Here is a 24741-nt window from a genome sequence, read left to right as displayed (position 1 = left end):
GGCCTTTGGCTTGGGTTTGTTCGCGATGAAGGCGCAGCCGTACTGACGGGCCAGGCGCCTTACCTCGAAGATGTGGTGTGGATTAGCAGCGGCCGGGTGGACGTGCAGGGATGCAGTGGTGTGCATGATGTTGCCTCGCTCTGTGGTGGAAGAGTGAGGCGAAAATAACCTAGGTTTTAATTCGTGGCAATAACCTAGGGTTTAATTTTATAGCAGAGGTGGTGAATTCGCTGGGTTCAGTGTCGACCACCAGAACACGCGGCCAATAATCTGGATGCGGTTTTCCATGATTGCATCCAGGTTGTAGTCCTCATCACCGTACTCCTCCCGGTTGAAGCTGCGGAAGCGCAAGGCACCACCGGGAAGGCGATACAAGAACTTGATGCGAAGAAGGCCGTCATGGTCAATCGCATACAACTGACCATCGATGATCCTGGTCATGCCCTTGTCGACCCCGAGGGTGGCGCGATCAAGGATCAGCGGGTGGTTGGAGTTGCCGGTATTGGTCGCACAGGCTGCGTTTGCTGGATCGACTCCTGCCATGCGAAGGGTGTAGCTCGAAAAGCGTACCTTGCGCCCTGAGGCGATCTGAACGGCTGTCCGGCCCGTCCCTGAGGCAATCTCTACTTCCTTGTACAGCGGCAATTCAACCTCGTCGTCATCTAGTGGTGTTGAGTCATCCCAGGTTGATAGCTCGCCGAGGATGAAGGGGGTCCCATCTCGAGGCTGCACTCGATAGTTGACTGTAGAGGCTTCTGCGTTCGGGAGGATCCCCAGCTCAAGCCAGTCAATATCTATCCGCAGAACCCGGGCAATCTGAGGTAGGAACTTGCTTGTCCTGGACTTGCCCGAGGTCAGTTTCTGAATGCTGGTTTGCGAGCAGCCAACCAAGGTGCCGAGATCTTCCTGCACTAGGTTGCGTTGACCCATGGCATAGATCAGGCGATCAGCCAGGGTAGGTAGTTCGGACTTGTCTGGATAGTTCATAGGTAGAGGCTACAACTAAGGTTATAAGGTGTCCAATCACCTAGGGTGTTGACTGATTACACCTTAGGTTATAATCTGCGCCCCAGACATCTCATTCTGAGGTAAAACAGATGGCTACAAACGATTTAAGGGCCAGCAATGCAATACCTTCTGCCCCGCTTGAAGCCCTGCTGAGGGCTTTGAAGGCTTGCGACGACAACCAGTCTGAGCTTGCTCGCCGTTGCAACGTCAAACAGCCCCATGTCTGGAAATGGCTTAAGGCCGGTCGTGTTCCTACCGAGCGCGTTCACGCTGTAGTACGTGCCTCTGGCGGTGAAGTCTTGGCGCATGAGCTGCGTCCTGACTTGCCTGATCTCTTTCCGGCCCCAGCTTTTCAGGCTGTTGCTGCGTAAAACTTAGAAAAAAGGCGACCAATTGGCCGCCCAGTTTCCCCCGACACGCACCACCACAGCGGTGTCGGGCCGCGATAAAGGTAGGCGAGCACACCACATGCTAAACCGCCGGCTTTTACCGCGTTTCCAAGGCACGGATGCCTTGGGTTGCTGCCGTCTCCACCACAGATAAGGCAGCTGTTGCGCCAGGGGCGAGCGACGGATCGTTCGCCTCGGCACGGTGCCGGTGTTGATCCTGAAGATCTCGCCGGCTTTTGGGCCCTTTCAAGCCACGCGGCAAATGTATCACCACTACATGTCGCGCGGCACTGGCAACTTATAAGGATTAATGCCATGAGCCGAATCGCTCTGAGTTGCGTTGACCGAGCAAAGCGGGAAGTCCTGTCGCTCGATCTCGCTCTTTACCATGCTGCACGGGACTATCCCGGCGGCGCCGCAGCAATCGCCGCCACCACCGGCAGAAACCCCACCACTCTGCAGCACAAGCTGTCTCCGACCCATCCCAGTCACACCGTCAACATTCAAGAGTTCGGCGAGATACTGGAACTGACCAAGGATCGCCGCATTCTCGATGCTGTGCACGCGTTGGTAGGGGATACGGTTTGGCAGGAATTGGCTGAGACCTACACCAGTGACATGCCCGAGACGCTAACGACTGGCATAGCCGGCTATTTCCGTCAGGTCGCCGATCTGGCCGACACCTGGGCACAAAGCATCGGTGATGGGGTCGTGTCTGATCAGGAACTGGCAGCCATCCGGTTGCAGGTGTTCCGAGGTATCCAGGGGCTGTTGGCAATGTTCAACCGTGCCACCTACGTCAACCAGACCACGCGGGGTATCGACCGTGGCTGATATTGCTGATTTTGCAAATGACCTGGTGCAGGAGCGGCTTGATCAGGCGCTGGCTGCCCGCAACGCCAGCAAGCCAGATATTGCCGCTCATTCGTTCCTCTTCTGCGAGGGTTGCAATGACCCTATCCCTGAGGGCCGTCGTCTGGCGATTCGGGGTTGCACTCAATGTGTGGCCTGCCAGGCCTTCGACGAGGTTGTGGAGGCTCGCCATGCTCGATGAGGTCCTGAATCAGTTCTCCGACTATGGCCTGGAGCCAGAGCAGCCGCTGACCTTCGGCAAGCTCACCCGGTGCAAGACCACTCAGGACAAGGGCAAGGAAAAAAACGGCTGGTACGTGGTCCACGAACACCGCACCGAGAAAGGCGACACGCTGATCTTCGGTAGCTTCGGTGATTGGCGCTCGGGCGAGTCGCAGAAGATCAAGGTCAAGGCCGGCAAGATGAGCGCTGAAGAGCGCGAGGTCATGAAGGCCCGGCAGGAAGAGGCCAAGCGAAAGGCTGCCGAGATCGCTGTCAATGCGGCACGTCGAGCGGCCAATCGTGCGTCCGGCATGTTCAAGCGGATGCCTGAGAAGGGCCGTAGCGCCTATCTGGATCGAAAACAGATTGTCGGTTTCGGCGTTCGTTATGCCCCGCGTACCGGTGCCGTGTTGGTGCCGATGAGCAATGTGCGCGACCAGATCGTCGGCTTGCAGGTGATCTTCCCGGAAAAACAGGAAAGCACCGGCCGCGACAAATCATACTGGCCCGCCGGGATGTCGAAGGAAGGCGCCTTTCACCTGATCGGCCCGCACCCTGAACCCGGTGAGCCGGTGCTGGTGTGTGAAGGCTTCGCGACCGGCTCAAGCCTGCATATGGCGACCTCTATGGCGGTCGCCATCGCCTTTGATGCGGGCAACCTGATGGTGGTCTCCAAGGCCATGCGCGAGCGCTTTCCGGGTCGCCCGATCATTCTTTGCCGGGACGATGACTGGAAGACCAAGCGCCCCAACGGCGAGCCCTGGAACCCTGGTGAAGAGAAGGCCAATAACGCGGCGACGGTGGTCGGCGGTCAGGTTGTCGCGCCGATCTTCTCCGGTGAGCGTGAGGTCAAATGGACCGATTTTAACGACCTGCATTGCGCCGAGGGATTGGAGGCTGTCCGCCGCCAGGTGCTCGCGGTGGTCAAGCCGCCTGCTGCAGGTGGCTGGAAGGATCAATTGGCCCGCACCGAAAACGGAATGCTCATTGCCCACATGCAGAACGTTGAGCTGATCCTCGACAACGACGAGCGCTGGTCGGGCGTCATCGGCTTCAGTGTGTTTAGTTCCAAGATCGTCAAGTTGCGGGCTGCCCCATACGGTGGCGGCGTCGGCGACTGGGCGGACATCGACGACGTGCAGGTCATGAAGTGGCTCGCGCAGCAGTACAACCTTCGGGTCAAGGCCAGTAGCGTGATCGAGGCGGTCAGTGTGGTGGCGCACAACCATGCGTTCCACCCGGTGCGCGACTTCCTCAATGGCCTGGAGTGGGACCGCGTGCCACGGCTCGGAAGTTGGCTGACCGACATCATGGGCGTGGCTCTGACTGACTACAGCTCGAAGGTCGGCAAGCGTTGGATGGTCTCGGCGGTGGGGCGGGTGATGCAGCCGGGCTGCAAGGCCGACTCGGTGATGATCCTTGAGGGGGCGCAGGGTGCGGGTAAGTCCACGGCGCTGGGCATTCTCGGCGGTGCATGGTTTATGGACACGCCTTTTGCCCTGGGTGACAAGGACGCCTTTCAGGCGATTCGTGGTAAGTGGATCGTCGAGCTAGGGGAACTGGACAGTTTCAACAAGGCCGAGTCCACCAAGGCCAAGCAGTTCTTCTCGGCGTCGACCGACACCTACCGCGAGAGCTACGGCCGCAGAACGATGGACGTGCCACGCCAGTGTGTGTTCGGGGGGACGACCAACCAGGACGAGTACCTCAAGGACGCCACGGGTAACCGGCGTTATTGGCCGGTGGCCTGTACCAAGGTCGATCTGGACCAATTGCGGGAGATCCGCGACCAGCTCTGGGCTGAGGCGATGTACTGCTATCAGTCCGGCGATATCTGGTGGGTCAACCGCGACGAAGCGCCGTTGTTCGCCGAGGAGCAGGAAGAGCGGTTCGTGGTGGATGAGTGGGAAGGTCCGATTCTGCAATGGCTTGAAGAGTCCCAGATCGGCGAGACCGCGACCGGTAGCGAGATCTTGTCCGGCGCTCTGAAGCTGGACTTCGGCCACTGGGGCAAGCCGGAGCAAATGCGTGTCGGCGCGATTATGCATCGTCTTGGATGGCGCAAGGTGCGGCAACCGGCGCTGGCCAAGAGTGGCGTTCGCCCGTGGGCTTACAAGAAACCTGTCGAGTGGGGCAGGAAGTCGGACCTGGTGCAGGTGAAATTCGAGGAGCCGTGTTTCGATGATTAAGGAGATCGATGCACGCCTGCGGATGTGGGCAGAGGAGCTGCACAGTAACTTCACTAAGGGCGGGCTCGCTGGCGGCAACATGGTCGCCATGATGATGGAGAACAATGGTCAGTTGATTCGCGGCACGCGTGCATTCCGTGCTCCACTGGAAGGGTCGCTGGACATCGAGTTGATCGTGACCAAGTGGCTGGACGCGTCGTTGGCGACCGTTGTTCGCGAGCACTACCTCAACCACGACACGAACATGTCGTTGCGGTATGCCCATTGTGGCTGCGGGCGCGACACCTACTACCAGCGCCTGCATGAAGCGCACCTTTGCATTTACGGGATGCTGATGGGGATTGCTGCTTGATCCTTGCCCTGGCTCCGTCTGTTGCTGTCCTACTGGCTCGCCTTGTCCCACTGCAATTTCATGCAGCAGGACAAGCGCGGGCCGCGTCGTTGTTGGCTTGTCCTACCGTCCAACCTTCACACACGTCATGCACACATGAGCGCAGCGGGAGCAGGTACGCGCCCGTGGCGCGCATGCGTGCTTTTGATTTTCTCTCTTTACGGGAGAAAGGATTAATAAAGGTAGGACAGTAGGGCAGAGCCCCGAATCTAGGCGCCTGTAGCTGTCCTACTCCGATCTTGAATAGTGGGACAGCCCAGACAGCGCCAGAGGAGCAGGAAGCCGAAGTAAAGATATTCACCGACATTGCCCAGGCGTTCACCAGACATTCGCCGGGTGGCATTAAAACGGGGTTGCTGCCACCGGAATCCACCTGTAAAAAGTAGTCATCTTCGATAGGTGCGACCGCATAACGCGGCAGGCACCACACCACTGAACCCGGCCCTTGCGCCGGGTTTTTGCGTTTAAGGGGTAGGGAAATGACGAACGAGCAGCAAGCGCTTATTGAGATGCCGATCTGGATGGTGATCGTGCTGTCGATGGTCGGCGGTGTATCGGGTGAGGCATGGCGGGCCGACAAAGCCGGGGTGCGGGGCTGGTCACTGGTGCGGCGGTTGGCGCTTCGGTCGGGTGCCTGTGTGGTCTGCGGGCTTTCGGCCATGATGCTCTTGCATGCCGCCGGGGTCTCGGTCCTGGCGGCGGGCAGCATCGGGTGCATCACCGCGATGGCCGGTGCCGATGTCGCCATCGGGCTGTACGAACGCTGGGCAGCCAAGCGGCTGGGGGTGTGCGACGTGCCACCCGCCAGCGGCGACCAGGGGTGAAGGGCTGGAGGCCCCGTAATACGGGGCTTCCAGTGATTTGCACTGAAATAGGGCGCCGAAATCGAGCCGGGGACCCTGGAGCGATCCGAAGGGCACGGGGTCGGAAACCCGCGGGAAAGCGTTAGCGGATGTGCTGTCAGCTTACTGAAATTCAATCCATTGAAATTGAAAGGTTTCCATTGAAAAGCCGTTGAAAAAGGAGGGCTCATGACAGAACCAACCTACCTGTCAAAGAGCGCCTTCGCGGCTCGTATTGGCAGGTCACCCAGTTACATCACCTGGTTGAAAGACAACAACCGACTGGTGCTTTCGCCGGACGGGAAGAAAGTCGATGTCTTGGCGACTGAGGCGCTGATCGCCGAAACAGCCGACCCGAGCAAGGTCGCTGTCGCTGCTCGACACCACCAGGACCGGCTCCAGCGTGACGTTTACAGCCAATTGAACCCTTCGGTCGAGCCGACTTCCATGGCTGCGCCGCCGCCCCCGTATACACCTGCGGGGCAGCAACCCGACTTCCAGAAGGCCCGAGCACTGCGCGAGCACAACCTTGCGCAACTTGCCGAGATCGAGCTGCGCAAGGCCAAGGAGGAGTTGGTGGAACGGTCTGCAGTCAAGCTTGCGGCCTACAACGGTGGGCGCCTGCTGCGCGACCAACTGCTGGGCATGCCCCCGCAGTTGGCTGCTGAACTGGCTGCCATGACCGATCCATGGGAAATCGAAAAGCACCTGACGAAAGTCATCCGCCGCACGCTGGAGGACGCCGAGAAGTTGTCCACGGCGGACCTGGAGCGCGCTATCACAACGAGTTGAGCCTATGCCCACTGATATCCCGGACGGTGCAGAGGTGTACCGGGAGGCGTATTTCCGTGGGCTACGTCCCGACCCAGACCTCTGGATCGACGAATGGGCCGACGAGTACATGCGTATTCCGCGTGACACCGGCGCCGCTGAGCCCGGCAAGTACCGCACCGCTCGCACGCCTTATGCTCGTGAGCCCATGCAGTGCCTGTCACCGGCTCACCCCTGCAAGCGCGTGGTCACCATGGTGGCCTCGCAGTTGATGAAAACCCAGATCGCGCTGAACTGGATCGGCGGCCTGATTCACATGGCGCCGTCCAACATTCTGACTTTGCTACCCAGCCTCGGGCTTGCGAAGCGGGTGTCGTCGCGGATCACCAAGACTATCAAAGCCACGCCTGAGCTGAGCGAACGTGTGGCCAGTGTGCGCTCCCGTGACTCGCGCAACACAATGGACACAAAGGAGTTCGAGGGCGGTTCGCTGTACGTCACAACGGCAGGCTCTGCAGCCAACCTGTCGGAGCTTTCAGCTCGGTATGTCTACGGTGATGAGGTCGACCGTTGGGAGGCAGACGTGGGCGAAGAGGGTGACCCCATTGAGCTGGCAGAGGCGCGGGGCAGTACCTTCGGTCGCAATGCCAAGTTCTACTTCTCCAGTTCGCCGACCATCAAGGGTGCCTCGCGGATCTCCGACCTGTTCGAGACTAGTGATCAGCGTCACTACTACGTGCCGTGCCCGCACTGCGGGCATATGCAGGTATTGGAGTGGGAGCGCCTGCTCTACAACGTCGACTTCAGCGTGGTGCATTACCAGTGCGCAGGGCCAGAGTGTGACGAACTGATCGACGAGTACCACAAGGGCAGCATGCTGGGCCAGGGCGAGTGGCGAGCGCACGCTACCGGTGACGGCGAGACGGTGGGCTTCTACCTCAACGCGCTTTACGCGCCGCTGGGCTGGAGCGACTGGCCGTCACTAGCGAAGCAATTCGAGCGGGCCAAGAAGGCCCAGTCACGCGGCGACTTGGAGCCGATGCAGGTGTTTTACAACACCCGCCTCGCCAAGGTATGGGACAGCGCGCAGGAGCAAACCAAGGCCGCGGTGCTGATTGCCCGGGCGCGGCTGGAGACCTACACCATTGGTGCTATGCCGTTGGGCGTGCTGATGGTGGTTGCTTCCGTCGACGTCCAAGCCAACCGCTTGGAGCTGCTGGTCATGGGCTTCGGTGTCGGAATGGAGCGTTGGATCATCGATCACCAGATCATCTGGGGTGATCCGGCAAACGAAAGCACCTGGTTGGTGCTGGACGACAAGCTCAAGGTTCGTTACCGGCACCCCTGCGGTGTAGGTCTTGCGATCCTTGCAACGGGGGTCGACTCCGGTGGTAACCATACAGACGAGGTGTATCAGTTCTGCCGCCTGCGCCGCTGGCGCAACGTGTTCGCAGTCAAGGGCGCGAGCAAGCCCGGCAAGCCGGTGATCGCTCAACGCCCATCAATGATGGACGTGACCTGGAAGGGCCAGACCGAACGCAACGGCGTGGAGCTGTGGTTCGTTGGTACCGACACTGCGAAGGACTGGATCTACAACCGCTACCCGTTCGAGTCAGGCCCTGGTGCGCTGCACTTTGCCAATGACCTGCCGGATGAGTTCTTCGAGCAGTGCGTCGTCGAACGAAAGGTGACTCGCTACATCCGGGGCCACAAGCGTATCGAATGGGTCAAGGGCAAGGCCGAGCGCAACGAAGCCCTCGACCTGATGGTGTACTGCCTGGCTATGGCCCATTACCTGGGCATCAATCGCTACCAGGAACACGACTGGGATCGAGTCCGTCAGGCCTTGGCGCAGTCGGGCCTGTTCGACGACGCGCTTGGTATCAAGCCTGTGCAGGGCGAGCGCGTCGACGACGATGCGGATGCGGATGCGGATGACGATGAAACCTCTGCGCCAGTATCCGTGCCGAAACCTGAACCGCCCGCTGTCCCGGTCGCACCACTGCGCCCGACAGCGGCACCGCCGCCACGCCGCACCTCGCAGAGCGGCTACCTGAAGAGACGCTGATATGTCCTTTACCCAGAAACATCTCGACGTCATCGAGCGCGCCATCGCACGCGGTGAAAAGACCGTGCGCTATGCCGACCGCACTGTCGAGTACAGAACGGTCGACGAACTGCTGCGAGCTCGCGAAGAGATCCGCACGTCGCTGACCAATGCCGCCGGTCCCCGCTCGCGGGTGGTCCGGCTTTCTCATGGAGGCAAGGGACTCTGATGGCCAGACACTATCCGACGCTCACCCGTAACGGATTCTTGCTGCCGTCGAACATCAAGGCCAGTTACGAAGGCGCCGGAGAGGGCCGCCGCTCGGCCAGTTGGGGCGCTCCCGACAACGGCATCAACAGCATCAACACCCCGGCGCTGCGCAACCTGCGTGCCCGTTCGCGGGCCGCAGTGCGTAACGACCCATATGCGGCCAACGCGATCAACAAACGGGTCAGCAACCTAATCGGCACCGGCATCAATCCCCGGCCGAGGATCAAGGACGATATCCTGCGCAACCTGCTGCAGGAGCTGTGGGAGGATTGGGTCGAAGAGTCGGATGCGGATGGCGTGACCGACTTCTACGGCCAGCAGACGCTGGTGGCGCGCACCGTTGAAACGGCGGGCGAGTGTTTTGTCCGGCTGCGTCCGCGCAGTATGGATGAGGGGTTGGCGGTGCCGTTGCAACTGCAGATCCTGGCGCCGGAGTTCGTCCCGCACGACAAGTTCGAAACCACCAAAAATGGCAACGTTATCCGCGCAGGGATCGAGTTCAACCCGGCTGGCAAGCGGGTGGCCTATTGGGTGTACCGCTCGCACCCGCGTGATTCATCGGCACTGAACAGCGGCTACAACCAACTGGTGCGTATCCCGGCCAGCCAGGTGCTGCATATCTTCGAACCGCTTGAGCCGGGCCAGTTGCGCGGTGTACCACGGCTGGCTCCGGTGCTCAAACGCCTGCGCAGCCTGGACAACTACGACGACGCGGTGCTGTTCCGGCAAGAGGTCTCGAACCTCTTCGCCGGCTTCATCAAGCGTCCTGCCCCTGATGCTCGGGGCGTGCCGTTGGATCCGCTGACCGGTGCCCCGATCAATGCAGACCGCGACGGCTTCACGCCCATGGTCGCGTTGGAGCCCGGCACCATGCAGGAGCTGGGGCCGGGTGAAGAGGTGGAGTTCTCCAAGCCACCAGACGCCGGCAATAACTACCCGGACTTCATGCGGCAGCAATTGATGGCGGCAGCCGCAGGTGTCGACACACCATACGAAGTCCTCACCGGCGACATGAGTGACGTCAACGACCGGGCGCTCCGGGTGGTGCTCAACGAGTTTCGTCGGCGCCTGGAGCAATTGCAGTTCACCGTCTACATCCACCAGCTCTGCCGCCCGGTGCGTGCAGCCTGGATGGATATGGCTGTGCTGGCGGGCGTATTGAATCTGCCCGACTACACGAAGCGCCGTCGCGAGTACCTGCGGACCCGCTGGGTGCCGCAAGGCTGGGCCTACATTCAGCCGGTGCAGGACGTCCAGGCGCGAATGCTGGAGGTCAACGCAGGCTTTGCCTCGCGCAGCGAGATGGTCCTGCGGACGGGCTACGACGCCGAAACGGTCGATGCGGAGAACGCCGCCGATGCTGCTCGGGCTCGCGACCTGGGCCTCAACTACCGAACCCTTATCGAGGTCGCCGAGACACACGGCGATCAGGAGAAACCATGAACCTGTTTCAGCCTCTACGCATTTTCAACATGGCCGGCAGTCAGCCGGCGACCCAGGAGAAGACCTGGTACAACCTCAAGGCCAGCGGCGAGGCCGGCAGTAAGGTCATCGAGGTCTACGTGTACGGCGAGATCGGCGCCTGGGGCATTACCGCCAATCAGTTCGTGCGTGACCTCGCGGCGATGGACGATGGCGTGTCCCAGGTTGTGGTCGCCTTCAACAGCATCGGCGGTGATCTGTTCGACGGTCTGGCGATTCACAACGCCTTGTCCCGCCTGGGTGACCGTTGTGTCGGGCGTGTCGATGCCCTGGCGGCCAGCGCTGCCAGCGTCGCGGTTTGCGGTGCACACAAGGTCGTGATCGCGGCCAACGCCATGCTGATGATTCACAACCCCTGGACCTACGCGGCAGGAGATGCTGAGGATCTGCGCAAGGTTGCCTCGGCGCTCGATCAGGCGCTGGAGGTCATCATCACGGCCTACAAAGCCAAGGCCCCAGATATCGATGAAGTCGAGCTGCGGCGTCTGGTCAATGCTGAAACCTGGCTCACGGCCAGCGAGGCCGTCGCGCTGGGGCTGGCCGACGAGATCGGCGACGGTGTGCAAATCAAGGCGTGTCTGGGGCAGGGCACGGTGATGCAGAAATACCAGCACACACCCAAGGCCCTGCTGGATCTGCTCGATTCCCCGCAGGATCCGGTGGTGAAGGATTCGCCTCGCACAGTGCTCGATTCAGCGGCGTTGGCCCTGCTGATCACCCAGGAGTGCAACAAGGCCGGGATCAGCAATCTGGTCGAACCTTTGATTGCCACAACCAAGCTGGTCGATGAAGCCACGGTGCAAGCGGCATTGACGCGAGCCAAGGCAGTTCGCGATCTGTGCGTGGCGGCCCGTTTGCCAGAGTGCACCCTTGAGTTCGTCAGGGCAGGGCTCGACGCCGACGCCGTTCGAGGACGCCTGTTCGACAAGCTGGTGGGCAGTGGCGGGGGCTTTGAAATCGACAGCAGCCTGCCGCTGGACACTGACCCGCCTGCCAAGGCTCAGGCCAAACAACCCGACCCATCCGGTATCTATGCTGCCCGTAAGGCGGCGCAGTCCGGGCAATCCCCATCTGCAACAGGAGCAAGAACATGACCATCAAACACGAACCGATGCATGCGGGCGAGTTCCTGCTGTCCGAAGGTGCCGGCAACATTTCACGCGAGGCCATCAACGTCGTGGCAGGAACTGAGCTGTGGCCAGGGCAGGTGCTTGGCTTGGTCACCGCCACGGCCGAATTTGCACCCTACAACCCGCTGGCGGAAGACGGCAGCGAGAACGCTGTTGCGATCCTCTACGGCCCCATCGGTGAGTCGGACCTGGTGCGTCGAGGTCGCGCCGTGGTGCGGTTGGCAGAAGTCAGCGAAGCCCACCTGACTGGCCTTGACCCGGCGGCCGAGGTATCCCTGGCCAAGCACTTCCTTATCGTCCGCTGAGACGATCCCTCTTTTCACAGAGCCCGCCATGTGCGGGTTTTTTTATCTCTGGAGATTGACCCATGGCCGAAATCGCCATTTTTCAGGATGACGCCTTCACCGTTCACTCGCTGACTGCCGCCATCAACGATCAACCCTACGTCCCGGGCCGTATTGGCGCACTGGGCCTGTTTCAGGAGGAGGGCATCACCACCCTGACTGTGCAGGTCGAAAAGGATGGCAACACCCTGGCGCTGGTCCCGGCCGGCGAGCGTGGCACGTCCGGCCTGGTGGTCGGTGGCAACAAACGCAGCATGATCCCTTTCAACACTGTCCACCTGCCGCAACGCTTCTCGATCATGGCAGATGAAATTCAGGGCATTCGCGCCTTTGGCACGCGCACTGAACTTCAAGCCGTTCAGGATGTGGTCAATGCACGGCTGGCAAAGGTTCGCCGCCAATTGGACGCCACCCACGAATATCAGCGCATGGGGGCGCTGAACGGCCAGATCCTGGATGCCGACGGCAAGACAGTGCTGCTGGATATCTACAAGACCTTCGGTGTGACGCGCAAGAAGCTGTCCATGGGGTTGAACGACCCCAATACTGAAGTGCGAGTCAAATGCGGTGACGCGCTGGACCTGCAGGAGGAAGCGCTGGGCAACGTGACAAGCAGCGGTTCTCGTGCCTTCTGCGGCAAGAACTACTGGAACAAGCTGATTACCCACAAGTCGGTCAAGGAAACCTATCTCAACACCCTGCAGGCGGCCTCCCTGCGCGGCGATGCTCGTGAAAGCTTTGAGTTCGGCGGGATCGTCTGGGAGCGCTATCGCGGCAAGGTGGCCGGTGTGTCTTTCGTTCACGAAGACAAAGCGTTGCTGATCCCCGAGGGCGTTCCCGACTTGTACATCTCGGTGTTCGCCCCGGCCGACTATATGGAAACGGTCAACACCCAAGGCCTGCCGTACTACAGCAAGATCAAAATGCTGGACTTCGACAAGGGCGTATCCGGCGAAGCTCAGTCCAACCCTCTGCACCTGTGCACCCGGCCGCTAGCGCAGATCCTGCTGGAGCTCTGATCATGTCGTTTCGCGAGCTGCTCGACGATATTGACGATGTGGTCTTCGAAACCCTGGGCGACAGTGCCCGGATCGAAGGCTATGACGAACCGGTGCTCGGCATGTTCTCCGCGCCATGGCGGCAACCGAAGTTCGGCAAGACCAACACCGGCATACGTGAGCCGACATTCGAGATCCGCGTCAGCGATTCGGATGGCTTGAAAAAGGGGCTGTTGGTCACCGTCGATGTACCGAAGCTGGATGGCGGCGGTGACTATGACTTGATGCAACTGGAGCCCAGTGGCGACGGCCTGGTCGCCTTGATCCTGAGGAAGCGCCCATGAGCATTGGCAGCTACGCCGAGCAGAAGCGTGACAGCGGCATGCTCACGATTCAGCCGAACGCGGCAGACCTTCAGGGGCTCGCCACGTTCGGTCAGTTGGTGCCCAAGGCTGCGGTTGCTGCCCAGCGACGAGCGATCAACAAAACGTTGGGCTGGCTGCGCACGCACATTGCCCGGGCAGTGGGCAAGCAGGAGCTGATCGCCATCGGCGCCGTGCGGCAACGACTGCGGGCCTATCCCGTTACTGGCAACACGATGCGCGGCAAGCTGTGGTTTGGCTTGAACGCTATCGAGGCCAGCCGGATCGGGCGGGCCAGGCAGAACAGTAGCGGGGTGTCTGTGGCGGGACGACGTTATCAAGGCGCGTTCTTCAAGAAGGTCTACGGCGGTGACGCCGATATCTGGATCCGCACCGCAAGCAAGCACTTCAACGCGGACGATTACCCCGAAACGTTGCAGGGCAAGCGCAGTTCCGGTTTCAGTCGAGAGAACGACAACCGCTTCCCGCTGGCGAAAGCCAAAGTGTCGCTGGACCAGTCGAGGGCGCTCTTTGACACCTGGATCAAGCGCGCTGACGAACGCTTGATGGAGATCCTCAAGCAGGAACTCAACTTTGAACTGCAGAAGTACCTGAAGGGGGCCAACCGTGTCTGAGGAAGCATTCAGCCTTGATCAGTTGTACGACGCTATCGAGCGACACCTGACCGAGCATCTGCCAGGTGTTCAGGCCGTTGTGTTCTGGCCGGTGATCGAGGAGAACCAAGGCATTCCACTGCCATCGGTGTTCCTGGAGATGTCGGAGTTCGAGCCTGCGAAGGATCCGGGCACCGGTGAGACCGTGCTCAAATGCAAGTTTGAGGCGCGGATCATCGTTGATCCGATCAGCGGCGTGCACCACCAGCAAGCGGTGCATTTGTCGACTCAGCTTGCCGTGATGCTCCGGGCGCAGACTTGGGGGCTGCCGGTCGAGCCTGCCGAGTTCGTCCAAGCGGGACGGGACTGGACCAAGCCCGATCTGGACAGCTACTCGGTCTGGTTGGTCGAGTGGACTCAGGAGGTCTACCTCGGCGTTGAGGAGTGGCCTTGGCCGGATCAGCCGCCGGGCACGCTGGTGCTGGATCTGCCTGGTGTCGGTCAGGTCAAACCGGAGGATCTGTAATGGCAGGTTATGCGTTGGCGCAGCACGACCGCATGATTGCTGCCATGTTGATGCCTTGCGTTGTATGCGCGGTCGATCTGGCCGAGGGAATGATCCGTGTCAGGTCTGGGGATTGGGTCAGCCCATGGGTGCGTTGGCACAGCCAGGCCGCTGGCAAGGCTCGACACTGGCGGGTGCCGAGCCTGGGAGAGGGCGGGGCCCTACTCAATCCCAGCGGTGTCCCGGGTATCGGCACCTTTGTCCCTGGGTTGTATAGCAGCGCCGGCCCCCAACCGGATAACCGTGATCATGTGGAAGTCTGGCGTTTTGACGATGGGGGCTCGCTTGTCTACGACTGGCAGGCCAACAGCTACACGATTGATCTGCCGGTGGGCACGGTGACCATCCATGTCGGTGGCTCGGTGTTAGAAGTCACACCGGATCGGATCCGTGTAGTGTCTGGCAAGATTGACCTGGTGGGCGAGGTCACAGTCGATGGTCCGTTGCACATAACCGGCAACGTCACTTGCGATGCATCGATCATCGACGCCACAGGTAACAGCAACCACCACACCCACTGATATCCCCCGTTAACCCTGCCCGCCGCGTGCGGGCATTTTCGTTTCTGGAGCATGCCCATGAATAAAGGCAAATCTGACAGCCCGCCGGATACGTGGCCTGTCGAAACCCTCGACCCACCATCGATTACGCAGGCGCGCCGGGCCATTGGCCCGGCGCGTGCCTTTCGCGACACCCTGTACACCTCGCGCACCTTGGTCATGTCTGACGGCAGCACGTTGCCCGTCGTCGCTGCCCGGGTCTGTGCATTTGGCGATGAGCAGCATGCCTTCCTGCTTGCTCATCCCGATCTGGAACCGCTGACGGAGTAATTGCCATGATCGGAATGGATCGCCGCACCGGCCAACCAATCTCCGGTCTTGCTCATCTCTCGCAGTCCATCGAAGACATCCTCGGCACCCCGTTGGGTAGCCGGCGGATGCGTCCTGAGTACGGCAGCAAGCTGCGGCGCTTTGTCGATCTGCCGGTCAACGCTGGCTGGAAAAGTGCCGTGCAAGCGGAAGTAGCTCGTGCCATCGGTCGCTGGGAGCCGCGGCTGAAACTCAAACAGGTCCGGGTGCTGGCTGTGGTTTCGGGTCGTATCGACCTTGAGCTGACTGGCGACTATCTGGGCGAAAGCCGATTACTGAGGGTGTCTGCATGAGTACAGTTGATCTGTCGGCGTTGCCGGCACCCCAGGTGCTGGAGCCGCTCGACTTCGAGGCTCTCTACGAGGAAGAGCTAGAAACCTTTCGCGGGTACATGGGAGACAACTGGTCCGCCGAGCTGGAGAGCGACCCGGTGGTGAAGCTGTTGGAGCTGTCAGCTTATCGCCGAATGCAGAACAGAGCGCGGGTCAACGATGCGGCAAAGGCCCAGTTGTTGGCCTACGCCGAAGAGGGTGATCTTGATCATCTGGCGGGCAACGTCAACCTCAAGCGTCTGGTCATCCAGCAGCAAGATCTGCTGGCCGTACCGCCGGTCGTAGAGGTCAAAGAGTTCGACGATGCCCTGCGCGAGCGAGTGCAATTGGCCTATGAAGGCTTGACCACGGCCGGGCCACGCAACAGCTACATCTTGCATGCCCGCAGCGCCTCGGCATTGGTGGGGGATGCCACGGCGGAAAGCCCGGCACCGGCCGAGGTGGTGGTCACCGTGCAGGCCCTGACTGGCAACGGTCACGCCGAGCAGGCGTTGTTGGATCAGGTAGAGGCTTACCTGAGCGACGATGATATCCGCCCGCTGGCCGACCGGCTGATAGTGCGCAGTACCGAAGTGCTGGAGTACCGGATCGACGCAGTGCTGTACATGCAAGGCGTGGGCTCGGAAAACGAGGCGATCCTGGTTGAGGCCAACCGGCGCCTGAAGGCTTGGATCAACCCTCGTCGGCGCTTGGGGGTTGAGGTGGCGCGGTCGGGCATAGACGCCCAGGTGCACCTGAATGGAGTGCGTCGAGTCGAGCTGCGGCAGTGGAGTGATATCCGACCCACAAAGTTTCAGTCGGGTTATTGCACCGGCTTTACCGTGGTTCAGGGGGGCTGACATGCGCAGCTTGTTACCCCTCAACTCCACGCAGCTGGAGCGTGCCATCGAGGTCGCCACCGCCGAAGAGACGGTCATAACCCTGCGCTCGTTGTACAGCCCTGAGACCTGTCCGGCCCATATCCTGCCCTGGCTGGCGTGGGCCTGGTCGGTGGACCGCTGGGACAGCAAATGGCCCGAGGCGGTCAAACGCAAGGCAGTCCGTTCGGCGTTCTACATCCACCAACGCAAGGGCACCATCGGTGCGCTACGGCGGGTGGTTGAACCGTTGGGCTACCTGATCGAGGTGGTGGAATGGTGGCAGACGACCCCGCTCGGTGTGCCTGGCACCTTTGCCTTGAAGGTTGGTGTGCTCGACACCGGTATCACCGAAGAGATGTACCTCGAGCTGGAACGCCTGATCGATGACGCAAAACCCGTCAGCCGACACATGACCGGTCTGGCAATCAGCCTTGAAAGTCAGGGCACCCTGAATATTGGTGTCGCCCTTTATGACGGCGACGTAATCGACGTCTACCCACCGATGCAGCGTGACATTGATGTCACGGGCTATATCGGCGCCGCTGGGCGTGAACACACTATCGACACCCTGGATGTGTACCCATGATCGACCTGAACTCGCAGTTTTTCGCGATCCTCACAGCCGTGGGCGAGGCCAAACAGGCCAACGCTGATGCCCTGGGGATCCCCTGGAAACTCACCCATTTGGGGGTCGGCGATGCCAACGGCACTGACCCTATACCCGACCGTCTGCAAAAAAAACTGATCAACGAGCGGCGCCGGGCTCCGTTGAATCAACTCAAGACTGATCCGGTCAACCCGGCTGTGATCATCGCCGAACAGGTCATCCCCCCGGATGTCGGTGGCTGGTGGGTGCGGGAAATTGGCCTTTATGACGAGGCTGGTGACCTGGTCGCGGTGGCGAACTGTGCGCCAAGCTTCAAACCATCGCTATCGCAAGGGTCTGGACGTACGCAGATCGTGCGGATGAACTTCATCGTTTCAAGCACTGGCAACATCGTCTTGAAGATTGACCCCTCGGTTGTGCTCGCAACCCGTGAGTACGTTGACTTGTCTTTGAAGCTCCTGTTGCCCGAGGACAAGACTCCGGGCACTTACCGTCGTGTGACCATCGATCAGCGAGGGATCGTTCAGTCTGGTAGCAATCCGACCACGCTGGCTGGGTACGGTATTGATATGGCGAGTCAAGAGGAGGCTGAAGTCCAGTCCGGCCAAGACAACGTCAAACCAATGAGCGTCTTGCGTGTGTTCCAGGCCATAGTAAAAAAGTTGGGGCTGGCGACTCAGTCCGGTGTAACTGATGCCACGCCAGGTCGTTTGATGACTGTCGGCGCAGGCGGTCTGATGTCGACTGTTGAGCCATTTCAAGATGCCAATGCTATTCCGTACCGGACCGGATTTTTCGGTGCGGCGGGGATCAGCCTCGTAAATGGTCCGCCGCAGGCGACTTCAGGGGATATGGTTCTTCAGCTCGTTTACAACGCCAACGCGGCTGTCCAACAGTGGTACTGCTATTCGGCTGATACGAAGTACTTTCGGCGTAAGTCTGTCGGGGTATGGTCTTCCTGGAAAGAAGATCTGCATACCGGCAATGTCGCGACTGATGACCAGCTCGACGCAGGCGTAAATAACACTGCACCTGTCACTCCCAAGACGCTCGCGATACGCCTGGCCAAGCTTGTTGTTGCTGCGACTGAAGCAACATCGGGCTGGCTGAAGATTTCGACGCAGGCGCTTGTTAATGCGGGTGTAGATGACGCAACGGCAGTCACACCGAAAAAACTGCGAATGGGGTTCGCTTTAAGCCTCACGTCTAATGGTTACATCATCTTCCCGAGCTGGCTTGGCAGCATGATTATTCAGTGGACTACCTCGGTAGATGTTGCACCGGGTGGGGTTGGATCTGTGTCTTGGCCGATCGCTTTTCCAGTGGTGTGCTACTGGGCGATTGGGGCGCCGCTTGGTCGGGCTGGTAACGGGAATGCTGGGAACGTAGTCGCGGGGACGCCGACCGCGTCATCGGTGCCGCTCTACAACTGGGGAGTAATCAATTCAGCTGCCCGAATTTTTGCGATAGGGAGCTAGGACATGCAGCGTTTCTATAGTCAACAAACCGGCTGCACATACCTGGAAGGCATACATGTGCAGATGCCTCCTGATGCAACGCCGATTACAGAGAAGCGTTATCTAACGGTGATTGCCAGCCCGGCTGAGGGAAAGGTTCGCGGTCACGATGCTAAAGGCCTGCCCATTCTCGTTGACCCGCCTTTCGAGCAGATCGTCGAGTTTGAGCGGGCTTGGCGCAACACCGAAATTGAGCGCGTCAAGTGGCTACGTGAACGTCATCAAGACGAGATCGGTTCTAATCGGCCCACCACGCTTTCAGCTGATCAATTCAACGAGCTCGTCGATTACATTCAGGCTTTGCGCGATTGGCCGGAAGCGGAGGCATTTCCTGACCCGCAGCAACGGCCTGCAGTCCCTGAGTGGATAGCTTCGCTATAGCCGCCTGAGTCACCCACCAGTCGCAACATCCCATCACTTCTGGCCTCGCATCTGCGGGGCTTTGTCGTTTCTGGAGAATGCTTTATGAGTTTTTTTCACGGTGTGACCGTCACCAACGTCGACACCGGTACGCGGGTGATCTCGCTACCGTCATCGTCCATCATCGGTCTGTGTGACACCTTCACTCCGGGGCCGAAAGCCACGGCCAAACCCAATGATCTGCTGCTGATCACACGCGAGAGCGAGGCCATCGCAGCCTGGGGGGAGGATGCCGCGATCACCAAAGCGGTGATCGCGATCTACAAACGCTCCAGGGCAGTGATCGTCGCATGTGGGGTCGCGAAGCTCGCAGACGAGGCGTTGCAAACCTCGGCCATTATCGGCGGCGTGCTCGCCACTAGCCAACGGACTGGCCTGCAGGCGCTGCTCGACGGCAAGAGTCGCTTTAACGCCCAGCCGCGATTGCTGATCGCGCCCAAGCATTCCGCCACCCAGGCTGTAGCTACAGCCATGGATGCCCTGGCCGGCAAGCTGCGGGCCATGGCCATTGTTGACGGTCCGAACAAGACCGATGAGGCCGCGATTGCTTACGCCGAGAACTTCGGCAGCAAGCGTGTGTATCTGGTCGATCCAGGCGTGCAGTTCTGGGACACCGGAGTCAGCGAAACGGTTGATGCTCCGGGCTCGGCCTGGGTCGCCGGCCTCTTTGCCTGGACCGATTCGGAATACGGATTCTGGGCATCGCCGTCGAACAAAGAATTTGTTGGCATTACCGGCACCAGCCGACCAGTCGAGTTCCTCGACGGCGACGAGACCTGCCGGGCCAACCTGCTCAACAACGCCAATATCACCACGATCATTCGTGATGACGGCTTCCGGTTGTGGGGCAATCGGACCTGTTCCAGCGACCCCAAATGGGCGTTTGTCACCCGTGTCCGCACACTGGATATCGTCATGGACGCAATCCTCTACGGGCATAAGTGGGCGGTCGACCGCTCGATCACCAAGACCTACGTCAAGGACGTGACTGACGGCTTGGAAGCCTTCATGCGCGATCTCAAAGCCCAGGGCGCGGTGATCAATTTCGAGGTCTACCCGGACCCGGAGCTGAACACAGCCGGTCAGCTGGAGCAGGGCAAGGTGTACTGGAATATCCGTTTCACCGACGTGCCTCCAGCTGAAAACCCAAACTTCCGCGTCGAGATCACTAACCAGTGGCTGACTGAAGTCCTCGACACCGCCGCCTAAGGAGACCCTGTTATGGCTATGGTTCCGCAAACGCTCTACAACACCAACCTGTTCGTCGACGGTATCAACTTCGCCGGCGAGGTGCCGAGTCTGTCGCTGCCCAAAATGACCATCAAGACCGATGAGTATCGCGGTGGCGGGATGGATGTCGGTATCGAAATGGATCAGGGCATGGAAAAAATGGAGGCGTCCTTCAGCACCAAGGGTGTTCGTCGTGAGGCCATGTCGAAGTTCGGACTGGCCGATCAGACCGGGTTCAACTCTGTGTTCCGGGGTTCGTTCAAGGGGCAGAAGGGCGCGACCACGGCAGTGATCGCTACCCTGCGCGGCATGCTCAAGGAAGTCGATCCGGGCGATTGGAAGCCTGGCGATGCGGCCGAGATGAAATTTTCCATTGCGATCAGCTACTACAAGCTCGAAGTCGGTGGGCGCCTGATGTACGAGATCGACGCCATTAACTGTGTCCGCGTCATTGATGGCGTGGATCAACTTGCACAAGTCCGCCGTGACCTTGGCCTTTAAAGGGAACCCTTGCAATGAAAGCATCTAAAGAAATTCCGGAATGGCTCACCCTCAGCATCGAGGGGGCCCAGGTGTTGCTCTCCACCCCCAGCTCGGTTAACGGCGTCAAGGTCGACCGACTGTCAATGCGTTCTCCTACTATCCGTGAGGTACGTGCTGCCGAGGCTTCTGTCCCTGATGACGAAGACAAGCGCGAATTCGTGCTGTTCGGTGGCCTGACCGAGGCCGGTCATCTGGATATCGAGGGGCTGACCGTGCGCGACTACAAGAGGCTACAGACCGCCTACTTTCGCCTGGTCAAGGAGGACGAGCTTTAACCCGGTCCTGCAAAAGCAACTGGCACGGCGCCTGGCGCGGGAGTTTTCATTTTCCGCTGCTGAGATCGAGTCCATGCCATTTTCCCGGATGATTTGGTGGCTCACGGATTGAGCCGGTCATCCTCCCCAGGAGATAACACATGGCGAACAACCTGGCCCTCGGCCTGGTCATTGGTGGCGTCGTCAGCTCAACTGTGGGCAACGCCTTCAAGGACGTTGAGACCCGCATCAAGCGACTCGGCGAACAGGGCACGAAAGCTCGTGTCCTGCAGAGCACCATCGGCGACACCATCCGCCTGCGAGATGAATGGAAAAAGGCCCACGATACCGGTGCTGCCTCGGCCGATGGCCTGCTCAAAAAATTGGAATCCAACCTCAAGACCCTGAAGGACCAGGGCGTCGAGGTCCGCAACCTACGCAAGGAATACCAGTCCCTGGGCAGCGTTGCTCGTGGCGCGGAACTCAAGGCCAAGGGGCATACGCAGATCCAGCAGGGCAAGGACGGGCTGAAGAGTACGGTCGGTCAGGCGGCGGCCTTGACCGCGTCCCTTGCGATCCCGACCAAGGTCTCCGGCGATTATCAGGCGCAGATCCGCCAGATGTCGCTGTGGGCCCACACCGCCGGCACGGGTGATGAGGCCAAGCTGGCGGAAACCATTAGCCAGGTCGCGGCTGACAAGGGGATGAGCCAGCAGTTGCTGGCGAAGTCCGTGGGCGGGTTGATTGAGAAGGGCGTCGAGTGGGAGGAGGCCAGTGCTTACGCTGGGCAGATCGCCGACTTGATCGATGGTCAGGGCATGGAGCCAGAGACCATCGCAACCCTGATCAACTCCTTCAAGGAGGCCGGGGTCAAACAGGGCGAGATGGGCGCCATGCTCGGTCAGGTAGCAGCGGCCGGTGACATTGGTGCATTCGGTCCGAAGGACATGGCGCGGTACCTGCCCAGCATGCTCGGCAACATCAAACGCCTGGGCATGGAAGGCCCGGAGGCGGTTCGGTTTCTGGGGGCGAGCCTGCAATCGCAGTACTCGCAGACCCAGGACGCGGCGTCGGCCGCAACGAACATGGACAACCTGCTCAACGCCGTGATCAGCAGCACCAGTCAGGAGCGTTTTGCCAAGGAAGGCTATGACCTGGCGGGTTCGATTCTCGCCGCAACCAAGAGCGGCAAAGCCGCCAACCCGGTCGACGCATTCATCATGCTCAGTGAGCGGTTGATCGCGAAGAAAGACCCGGCCAAGGCCAAAAAAGTCGCGGCTCTCAAGGCGAAGATCAAGGCTTCGGCCGATGGTAGCGCCGAGGAAGCCCAGGCCATGGTTGCCCTAACTGAAGCTGCCGGTCTGGCGAACATCGTCAGCGATCAGAGCGCCAGCTCCGGTCTGCTTGCGCAGATCAAGTACGGTGACAAGATCAAGGCCGACATGAAAACCATCGAGAAGACTGATGGCAAGGCCAAAATCGAGCAGGACGCGGCCAGGGCTCGGGAAACGTCCAACGACAAATGGAAGTCGGTTGCTGCTGGGGTCGAGTCGTCGATGACTCGCATCGGTGATGCGGTGCGACCGCTGACCGACATGGTGGCAGATGGTCTGGGCAATCTGGCGTACGGTTTGTCGGATCTGGCCGGGAAGTTCCCCACCGTCATTTCCGGGGCCACCATCTTGGCTGCCGGCGTCGTTTCCCTGGGGGCTGCGGTCAACGCGATCAAGATCGGCAGAGGCGTGCTCAACGTCGCTCGCGGTTCGATGATGGGCAACCCGAATGTGATCCAGAAGGTATTCGTTACCAATTCGGCCGGCGGGGCGGGTGGTATCGATGGTGGTGATGGTAAGAAAGGTCGGCGCGGTAAAGGTCGGCGGGGCAAGGGTCCTCGAGGATCGGTGGCCAGTACTGCGACGACGTCGCCTGTAGGTGCAACTACCCGTGGATTCTCCCCTGTGCGCGGCGCAAAGGTGGGGCTGAAAGGTGGCGCGCCGGTGGCCATGGTCGAGTCTGTCTTGATGGCTGCGGATACTTACCGGAATGCTCAAACCCAGGACGAAAAGGCCGAGGGCTACGGGAGTGCTGCCGGCACGTTTGCTGGCACCCTGGCCGGTGCAGCAGCCGGTGCTGCGATTGGTTCAGTGGTGCCGGTGATCGGCACTGCTATCGGCGGTGTGATCGGAGGCTTCCTGGGTAGCTGGGGAGGTGGTCAAGCTGGCGGTGCCTTGGGCAAGGCCATGTTTGGTGCTCCTGCTGTGCCGGAGAAGTCAGATCGGCCGGATGTCAGCGGTGCACCGTCGCCGTTGCTGCCGAAAGTAGGTGACGTTACTCGGTCGCTTGCGTCACCGGCCCCGTCCGTTGCAGCACCGACATTGGCGGCCCTGGCTATGGCGCCGAAGTCTGAACCCACCCGGGTAGACCAGCAATTTGCTTTCTCTCCGTCGATGCAGGTGACGGTGCAGGGTGATGCCAAGGACCCTCGGCAGCTGGCTCAAGAGCTGTTTCCGCATATGCGGGCTCAGTTTGAAGAGTTCAGCCAGCAGCAGGCTCGTCGCAATCTGTATGACGAGCCCCATATATAAGGAGGTGCCATGGCCTACATGGAGCAATTGCAATCCGGCTTCCGCTCCCTGGTGCAGGCGGGTGAGGCCGGACGGCGTGATATCGATGAGATGATGGGGCCGGTCAACGGCGCCATCAGCGAGATCTCAGGTGCCGCTGATGAGTTGAGCAGTATTCCTGGTGTTCCCCCGGGCGTTGGGGAAAAGCTGCAGCGTGTGATGCGCGGCATTGATGCAGCGCAGTCGAAGGTCGGGTCTGTTCTGGCGACCTACAGCAAGACCACGCGGGCCATATCTGCAATTGATGAGCGCCTGGATACCCTAAAGGAACAGGCCGCCCGGGCCAGTACCGCGATTAACCAGGTGGCGGGTAAGGTCAGTCCCTCGCTGGCGAACATCCTACCCAGCGGGGCGTTGTCGCCGAACGCCACGCCCCTGGCCGAGGCGGTGAAGCCGTTCCCGCATCTGATGATCTTGCAATCGTTGCAGCCCAATGCCCAGCCGTTCTACTTCAACCTTGACACGGCGGCGTTCGACGAACTGCGCCGCCAGACGGAGTTTCGCTGGGCGTCACAGGAGCGCCTGACCCGGCGCCCAGCACAGCAGGCGATTGGTATGGGCGAAGAGAAAATGACCCTCAAGGGCGTGATTTACCCCGGTTTCAAAGGCGGCCTCAAGCAGCTCGACACCCTGCGTAGCATCGGCGCCCAGCTCCTGCCGTTGAACATCACCACAGGTTATGGCCTAGTCCTGGGTACCTGGTGCTTGCGCAGCCTGGACGAAGAGCAGAGCGCCTTGCTGACCGGTGGTATCCCACGCAAACAGTCCTTCACCCTGGAGTTCACTCGCTATGGCGACGATATGCAGAACGTCTGATGGTGACCAGCTCGATACCTTGTGCTACCAGTACTACGGTCACCTCAATGGCACGGTCGAGGCCGTGCTCGATGCAAACCGCCTGTTGGCTGATGAGCCGCAGCCGTTGCGGGCTGGGTTGCTGATCACCTTCCCCGACGTTGCTGAGCCGATGACGGAGCAGGTGCAGTTGTGGGATTGAGGGGGGTCGTTA

The 24741-nt window shown here is 60.3% G+C and carries 30 protein-coding genes; 29 read left to right on the top strand and 1 reads right to left on the bottom strand.

Features of this window, described 5'->3' with window-relative positions; all coding sequences use genetic code 11:
- Window positions 1–207: 207 nt before the first annotated feature.
- Entirely contained in the window at window positions 208–987 is a 780-nt protein-coding gene (locus tag HX866_RS12880) for an XRE family transcriptional regulator (protein ID WP_177139927.1), read from the bottom strand.
- A gap of 110 nt (window positions 988–1097) precedes the next feature.
- Here HX866_RS12880 and HX866_RS12875 point away from each other — a divergent pair, with 110 nt between their 5' ends.
- The 29 genes from HX866_RS12875 (at window position 1098) to HX866_RS12735 (ending at window position 24729) form a co-directional block, all read left to right on the top strand.
- The gene (locus HX866_RS12875) at window positions 1098–1379 is read left to right on the top strand and encodes a transcriptional regulator (RefSeq protein WP_177139925.1); all 282 of its coding nucleotides are present in this window, start codon (window positions 1098–1100) and stop codon (window positions 1377–1379) included.
- Window positions 1380–1712: 333 nt separating this feature from the next.
- Window positions 1713–2231: a phage regulatory CII family protein gene (locus tag HX866_RS34335; protein ID WP_177139923.1), complete on the top strand. Its 519-nt coding sequence runs from the start codon at window positions 1713–1715 to the stop codon at window positions 2229–2231.
- The gene (locus HX866_RS34330) at window positions 2224–2451 is read left to right on the top strand and encodes a TraR/DksA family transcriptional regulator (protein ID WP_177139921.1); all 228 of its coding nucleotides are present in this window, start codon (window positions 2224–2226) and stop codon (window positions 2449–2451) included. Before HX866_RS34335 ends, HX866_RS34330 begins: the two co-directional genes overlap by 8 nt.
- Window positions 2441–4660, top strand: coding sequence for a VapE domain-containing protein (locus HX866_RS12860; RefSeq protein ID WP_177139920.1), 2220 nt, complete (start codon window positions 2441–2443; stop codon window positions 4658–4660). Before HX866_RS34330 ends, HX866_RS12860 begins: the two co-directional genes overlap by 11 nt.
- On the top strand, window positions 4653–5012 hold the full coding sequence (locus HX866_RS12855) for a PA0613 family protein (protein ID WP_177139918.1): 360 nt from the start codon (window positions 4653–4655) through the stop codon (window positions 5010–5012). Before HX866_RS12860 ends, HX866_RS12855 begins: the two co-directional genes overlap by 8 nt.
- A gap of 518 nt (window positions 5013–5530) precedes the next feature.
- On the top strand, window positions 5531–5875 hold the full coding sequence (locus HX866_RS12850; RefSeq protein ID WP_177139916.1) for a phage holin family protein: 345 nt from the start codon (window positions 5531–5533) through the stop codon (window positions 5873–5875).
- 207 nt (window positions 5876–6082) lie between these two features.
- Window positions 6083–6685 carry a terminase small subunit gene (locus HX866_RS12845; protein WP_177139914.1) on the top strand — a complete coding sequence of 201 codons (603 nt, stop codon included), beginning with the start codon at window positions 6083–6085 and terminating at the stop codon, window positions 6683–6685.
- A 4-nt stretch (window positions 6686–6689) separates the two neighbouring features.
- On the top strand, window positions 6690–8732 hold the full coding sequence (locus HX866_RS12840; protein ID WP_177139913.1) for a phage terminase large subunit family protein: 2043 nt from the start codon (window positions 6690–6692) through the stop codon (window positions 8730–8732).
- A 1-nt stretch (window position 8733) separates the two neighbouring features.
- Window positions 8734–8940, top strand: coding sequence for a phage head-tail joining protein (locus HX866_RS12835; RefSeq protein WP_177139911.1), 207 nt, complete (start codon window positions 8734–8736; stop codon window positions 8938–8940).
- The gene (locus HX866_RS12830) at window positions 8940–10424 is read left to right on the top strand and encodes a phage portal protein (RefSeq protein WP_177139909.1); all 1485 of its coding nucleotides are present in this window, start codon (window positions 8940–8942) and stop codon (window positions 10422–10424) included. Before HX866_RS12835 ends, HX866_RS12830 begins: the two co-directional genes overlap by 1 nt.
- On the top strand, window positions 10421–11557 hold the full coding sequence (locus HX866_RS12825; RefSeq protein ID WP_177139907.1) for a head maturation protease, ClpP-related: 1137 nt from the start codon (window positions 10421–10423) through the stop codon (window positions 11555–11557). The genes HX866_RS12830 and HX866_RS12825 overlap by 4 nt, the downstream gene beginning before the upstream one ends.
- Window positions 11554–11898: a head decoration protein gene (locus HX866_RS12820; protein WP_177139905.1), complete on the top strand. Its 345-nt coding sequence runs from the start codon at window positions 11554–11556 to the stop codon at window positions 11896–11898. The genes HX866_RS12825 and HX866_RS12820 overlap by 4 nt, the downstream gene beginning before the upstream one ends.
- Before the next feature lie 62 nt (window positions 11899–11960).
- Window positions 11961–12956 (top strand): major capsid protein, encoded by a 996-nt coding sequence (locus HX866_RS12815; RefSeq protein WP_177139902.1) that lies wholly within the window; start codon window positions 11961–11963, stop codon window positions 12954–12956.
- Between the two features lie 2 nt (window positions 12957–12958).
- Window positions 12959–13279, top strand: coding sequence for a head-tail joining protein (locus HX866_RS12810; protein ID WP_177139900.1), 321 nt, complete (start codon window positions 12959–12961; stop codon window positions 13277–13279).
- The gene (locus HX866_RS12805) at window positions 13276–13932 is read left to right on the top strand and encodes a hypothetical protein (protein ID WP_177139898.1); all 657 of its coding nucleotides are present in this window, start codon (window positions 13276–13278) and stop codon (window positions 13930–13932) included. The genes HX866_RS12810 and HX866_RS12805 overlap by 4 nt, the downstream gene beginning before the upstream one ends.
- Complete coding sequence (locus HX866_RS12800) at window positions 13925–14437, top strand: hypothetical protein (protein ID WP_177139897.1); 513 nt, start codon at window positions 13925–13927, stop codon at window positions 14435–14437. The genes HX866_RS12805 and HX866_RS12800 overlap by 8 nt, the downstream gene beginning before the upstream one ends.
- Window positions 14437–14997 carry a phage baseplate assembly protein V gene (locus HX866_RS12795; RefSeq protein ID WP_177139895.1) on the top strand — a complete coding sequence of 187 codons (561 nt, stop codon included), beginning with the start codon at window positions 14437–14439 and terminating at the stop codon, window positions 14995–14997. The genes HX866_RS12800 and HX866_RS12795 overlap by 1 nt, the downstream gene beginning before the upstream one ends.
- Window positions 14998–15054: 57 nt before the next feature.
- Window positions 15055–15306, top strand: a complete 252-nt coding sequence (locus tag HX866_RS12790; protein WP_177139846.1) for a hypothetical protein — start codon at window positions 15055–15057, stop codon at window positions 15304–15306.
- 5 nt (window positions 15307–15311) lie between these two features.
- Window positions 15312–15638, top strand: a complete 327-nt coding sequence (locus HX866_RS12785; protein WP_177139893.1) for a GPW/gp25 family protein — start codon at window positions 15312–15314, stop codon at window positions 15636–15638.
- Complete coding sequence (locus HX866_RS12780) at window positions 15635–16516, top strand: baseplate assembly protein (protein ID WP_177139891.1); 882 nt, start codon at window positions 15635–15637, stop codon at window positions 16514–16516. The genes HX866_RS12785 and HX866_RS12780 overlap by 4 nt, the downstream gene beginning before the upstream one ends.
- 1 nt (window position 16517) lies before the next feature.
- Window positions 16518–17123 carry a phage tail protein I gene (locus tag HX866_RS12775; RefSeq protein ID WP_177139889.1) on the top strand — a complete coding sequence of 202 codons (606 nt, stop codon included), beginning with the start codon at window positions 16518–16520 and terminating at the stop codon, window positions 17121–17123.
- Window positions 17120–18622 carry a phage tail-collar fiber domain-containing protein gene (locus tag HX866_RS34325; RefSeq protein ID WP_256344918.1) on the top strand — a complete coding sequence of 501 codons (1503 nt, stop codon included), beginning with the start codon at window positions 17120–17122 and terminating at the stop codon, window positions 18620–18622. Before HX866_RS12775 ends, HX866_RS34325 begins: the two co-directional genes overlap by 4 nt.
- A 3-nt stretch (window positions 18623–18625) precedes the next feature.
- Window positions 18626–19042 carry a phage tail assembly chaperone gene (locus HX866_RS12765; protein ID WP_177139887.1) on the top strand — a complete coding sequence of 139 codons (417 nt, stop codon included), beginning with the start codon at window positions 18626–18628 and terminating at the stop codon, window positions 19040–19042.
- 84 nt (window positions 19043–19126) lie between these two features.
- Entirely contained in the window at window positions 19127–20290 is a 1164-nt protein-coding gene (locus HX866_RS12760) for a phage tail sheath subtilisin-like domain-containing protein (protein WP_177139884.1), read from the top strand.
- Between the two features lie 18 nt (window positions 20291–20308).
- Complete coding sequence (locus HX866_RS12755; RefSeq protein ID WP_177140099.1) at window positions 20309–20812, top strand: phage major tail tube protein; 504 nt, start codon at window positions 20309–20311, stop codon at window positions 20810–20812.
- 14 nt (window positions 20813–20826) lie between these two features.
- Entirely contained in the window at window positions 20827–21129 is a 303-nt protein-coding gene (locus HX866_RS12750; protein ID WP_177139883.1) for a phage tail assembly protein, read from the top strand.
- 140 nt (window positions 21130–21269) lie between these two features.
- Window positions 21270–23693 (top strand): phage tail tape measure protein, encoded by a 2424-nt coding sequence (locus HX866_RS12745; RefSeq protein WP_177139881.1) that lies wholly within the window; start codon window positions 21270–21272, stop codon window positions 23691–23693.
- A gap of 9 nt (window positions 23694–23702) precedes the next feature.
- Window positions 23703–24548 carry a phage tail protein gene (locus tag HX866_RS12740; protein ID WP_177139879.1) on the top strand — a complete coding sequence of 282 codons (846 nt, stop codon included), beginning with the start codon at window positions 23703–23705 and terminating at the stop codon, window positions 24546–24548.
- The gene (locus HX866_RS12735) at window positions 24523–24729 is read left to right on the top strand and encodes a tail protein X (RefSeq protein WP_177139877.1); all 207 of its coding nucleotides are present in this window, start codon (window positions 24523–24525) and stop codon (window positions 24727–24729) included. The genes HX866_RS12740 and HX866_RS12735 overlap by 26 nt, the downstream gene beginning before the upstream one ends.
- The last annotated feature ends 12 nt before the right edge of the window (window positions 24730–24741 follow it).

This window comes from Pseudomonas gingeri, assembly GCF_013386165.1.
Classification (GTDB): Bacteria; Pseudomonadota; Gammaproteobacteria; order Pseudomonadales; family Pseudomonadaceae; genus Aquipseudomonas; species Aquipseudomonas gingeri_C.
This window is presented reverse-complemented; position numbering and strand designations above follow the sequence as displayed.

What these genes read in the sequence shown, in the direction of transcription:
- HX866_RS12755 (WP_177140099.1), top strand. Translation starts at nt 20,309, where the DNA reads ATGGTTCCGCAAACGCTCTACAACACCAACCTGTTCGTCGACGGTATC.
- HX866_RS12850 (WP_177139916.1), top strand. Translation starts at nt 5,531, where the DNA reads ATGACGAACGAGCAGCAAGCGCTTATTGAGATGCCGATCTGGATGGTG.
- HX866_RS12735 (WP_177139877.1), top strand. Translation starts at nt 24,523, where the DNA reads ATGGCGACGATATGCAGAACGTCTGATGGTGACCAGCTCGATACCTTG.
- HX866_RS12880 (WP_177139927.1), bottom strand. Translation starts at nt 987, where the DNA reads ATGAACTATCCAGACAAGTCCGAACTACCTACCCTGGCTGATCGCCTG.
- HX866_RS12785 (WP_177139893.1), top strand. Translation starts at nt 15,312, where the DNA reads ATGATCGGAATGGATCGCCGCACCGGCCAACCAATCTCCGGTCTTGCT.
- HX866_RS12745 (WP_177139881.1), top strand. Translation starts at nt 21,270, where the DNA reads ATGGCGAACAACCTGGCCCTCGGCCTGGTCATTGGTGGCGTCGTCAGC.
- HX866_RS12740 (WP_177139879.1), top strand. Translation starts at nt 23,703, where the DNA reads ATGGCCTACATGGAGCAATTGCAATCCGGCTTCCGCTCCCTGGTGCAG.
- HX866_RS12830 (WP_177139909.1), top strand. Translation starts at nt 8,940, where the DNA reads ATGGCCAGACACTATCCGACGCTCACCCGTAACGGATTCTTGCTGCCG.
- HX866_RS12820 (WP_177139905.1), top strand. Translation starts at nt 11,554, where the DNA reads ATGACCATCAAACACGAACCGATGCATGCGGGCGAGTTCCTGCTGTCC.
- HX866_RS12860 (WP_177139920.1), top strand. Translation starts at nt 2,441, where the DNA reads ATGCTCGATGAGGTCCTGAATCAGTTCTCCGACTATGGCCTGGAGCCA.
- HX866_RS34335 (WP_177139923.1), top strand. Translation starts at nt 1,713, where the DNA reads ATGAGCCGAATCGCTCTGAGTTGCGTTGACCGAGCAAAGCGGGAAGTC.
- HX866_RS12780 (WP_177139891.1), top strand. Translation starts at nt 15,635, where the DNA reads ATGAGTACAGTTGATCTGTCGGCGTTGCCGGCACCCCAGGTGCTGGAG.
- HX866_RS12795 (WP_177139895.1), top strand. Translation starts at nt 14,437, where the DNA reads ATGGCAGGTTATGCGTTGGCGCAGCACGACCGCATGATTGCTGCCATG.
- HX866_RS12760 (WP_177139884.1), top strand. Translation starts at nt 19,127, where the DNA reads ATGAGTTTTTTTCACGGTGTGACCGTCACCAACGTCGACACCGGTACG.
- HX866_RS34325 (WP_256344918.1), top strand. Translation starts at nt 17,120, where the DNA reads ATGATCGACCTGAACTCGCAGTTTTTCGCGATCCTCACAGCCGTGGGC.
- HX866_RS12765 (WP_177139887.1), top strand. Translation starts at nt 18,626, where the DNA reads ATGCAGCGTTTCTATAGTCAACAAACCGGCTGCACATACCTGGAAGGC.
- HX866_RS12845 (WP_177139914.1), top strand. Translation starts at nt 6,083, where the DNA reads ATGACAGAACCAACCTACCTGTCAAAGAGCGCCTTCGCGGCTCGTATT.
- HX866_RS12840 (WP_177139913.1), top strand. Translation starts at nt 6,690, where the DNA reads ATGCCCACTGATATCCCGGACGGTGCAGAGGTGTACCGGGAGGCGTAT.
- HX866_RS12875 (WP_177139925.1), top strand. Translation starts at nt 1,098, where the DNA reads ATGGCTACAAACGATTTAAGGGCCAGCAATGCAATACCTTCTGCCCCG.
- HX866_RS12750 (WP_177139883.1), top strand. Translation starts at nt 20,827, where the DNA reads ATGAAAGCATCTAAAGAAATTCCGGAATGGCTCACCCTCAGCATCGAG.
- HX866_RS12855 (WP_177139918.1), top strand. Translation starts at nt 4,653, where the DNA reads ATGATTAAGGAGATCGATGCACGCCTGCGGATGTGGGCAGAGGAGCTG.
- HX866_RS12825 (WP_177139907.1), top strand. Translation starts at nt 10,421, where the DNA reads ATGAACCTGTTTCAGCCTCTACGCATTTTCAACATGGCCGGCAGTCAG.
- HX866_RS12790 (WP_177139846.1), top strand. Translation starts at nt 15,055, where the DNA reads ATGAATAAAGGCAAATCTGACAGCCCGCCGGATACGTGGCCTGTCGAA.
- HX866_RS12815 (WP_177139902.1), top strand. Translation starts at nt 11,961, where the DNA reads ATGGCCGAAATCGCCATTTTTCAGGATGACGCCTTCACCGTTCACTCG.
- HX866_RS12835 (WP_177139911.1), top strand. Translation starts at nt 8,734, where the DNA reads ATGTCCTTTACCCAGAAACATCTCGACGTCATCGAGCGCGCCATCGCA.
- HX866_RS12805 (WP_177139898.1), top strand. Translation starts at nt 13,276, where the DNA reads ATGAGCATTGGCAGCTACGCCGAGCAGAAGCGTGACAGCGGCATGCTC.
- HX866_RS12810 (WP_177139900.1), top strand. Translation starts at nt 12,959, where the DNA reads ATGTCGTTTCGCGAGCTGCTCGACGATATTGACGATGTGGTCTTCGAA.
- HX866_RS12775 (WP_177139889.1), top strand. Translation starts at nt 16,518, where the DNA reads ATGCGCAGCTTGTTACCCCTCAACTCCACGCAGCTGGAGCGTGCCATC.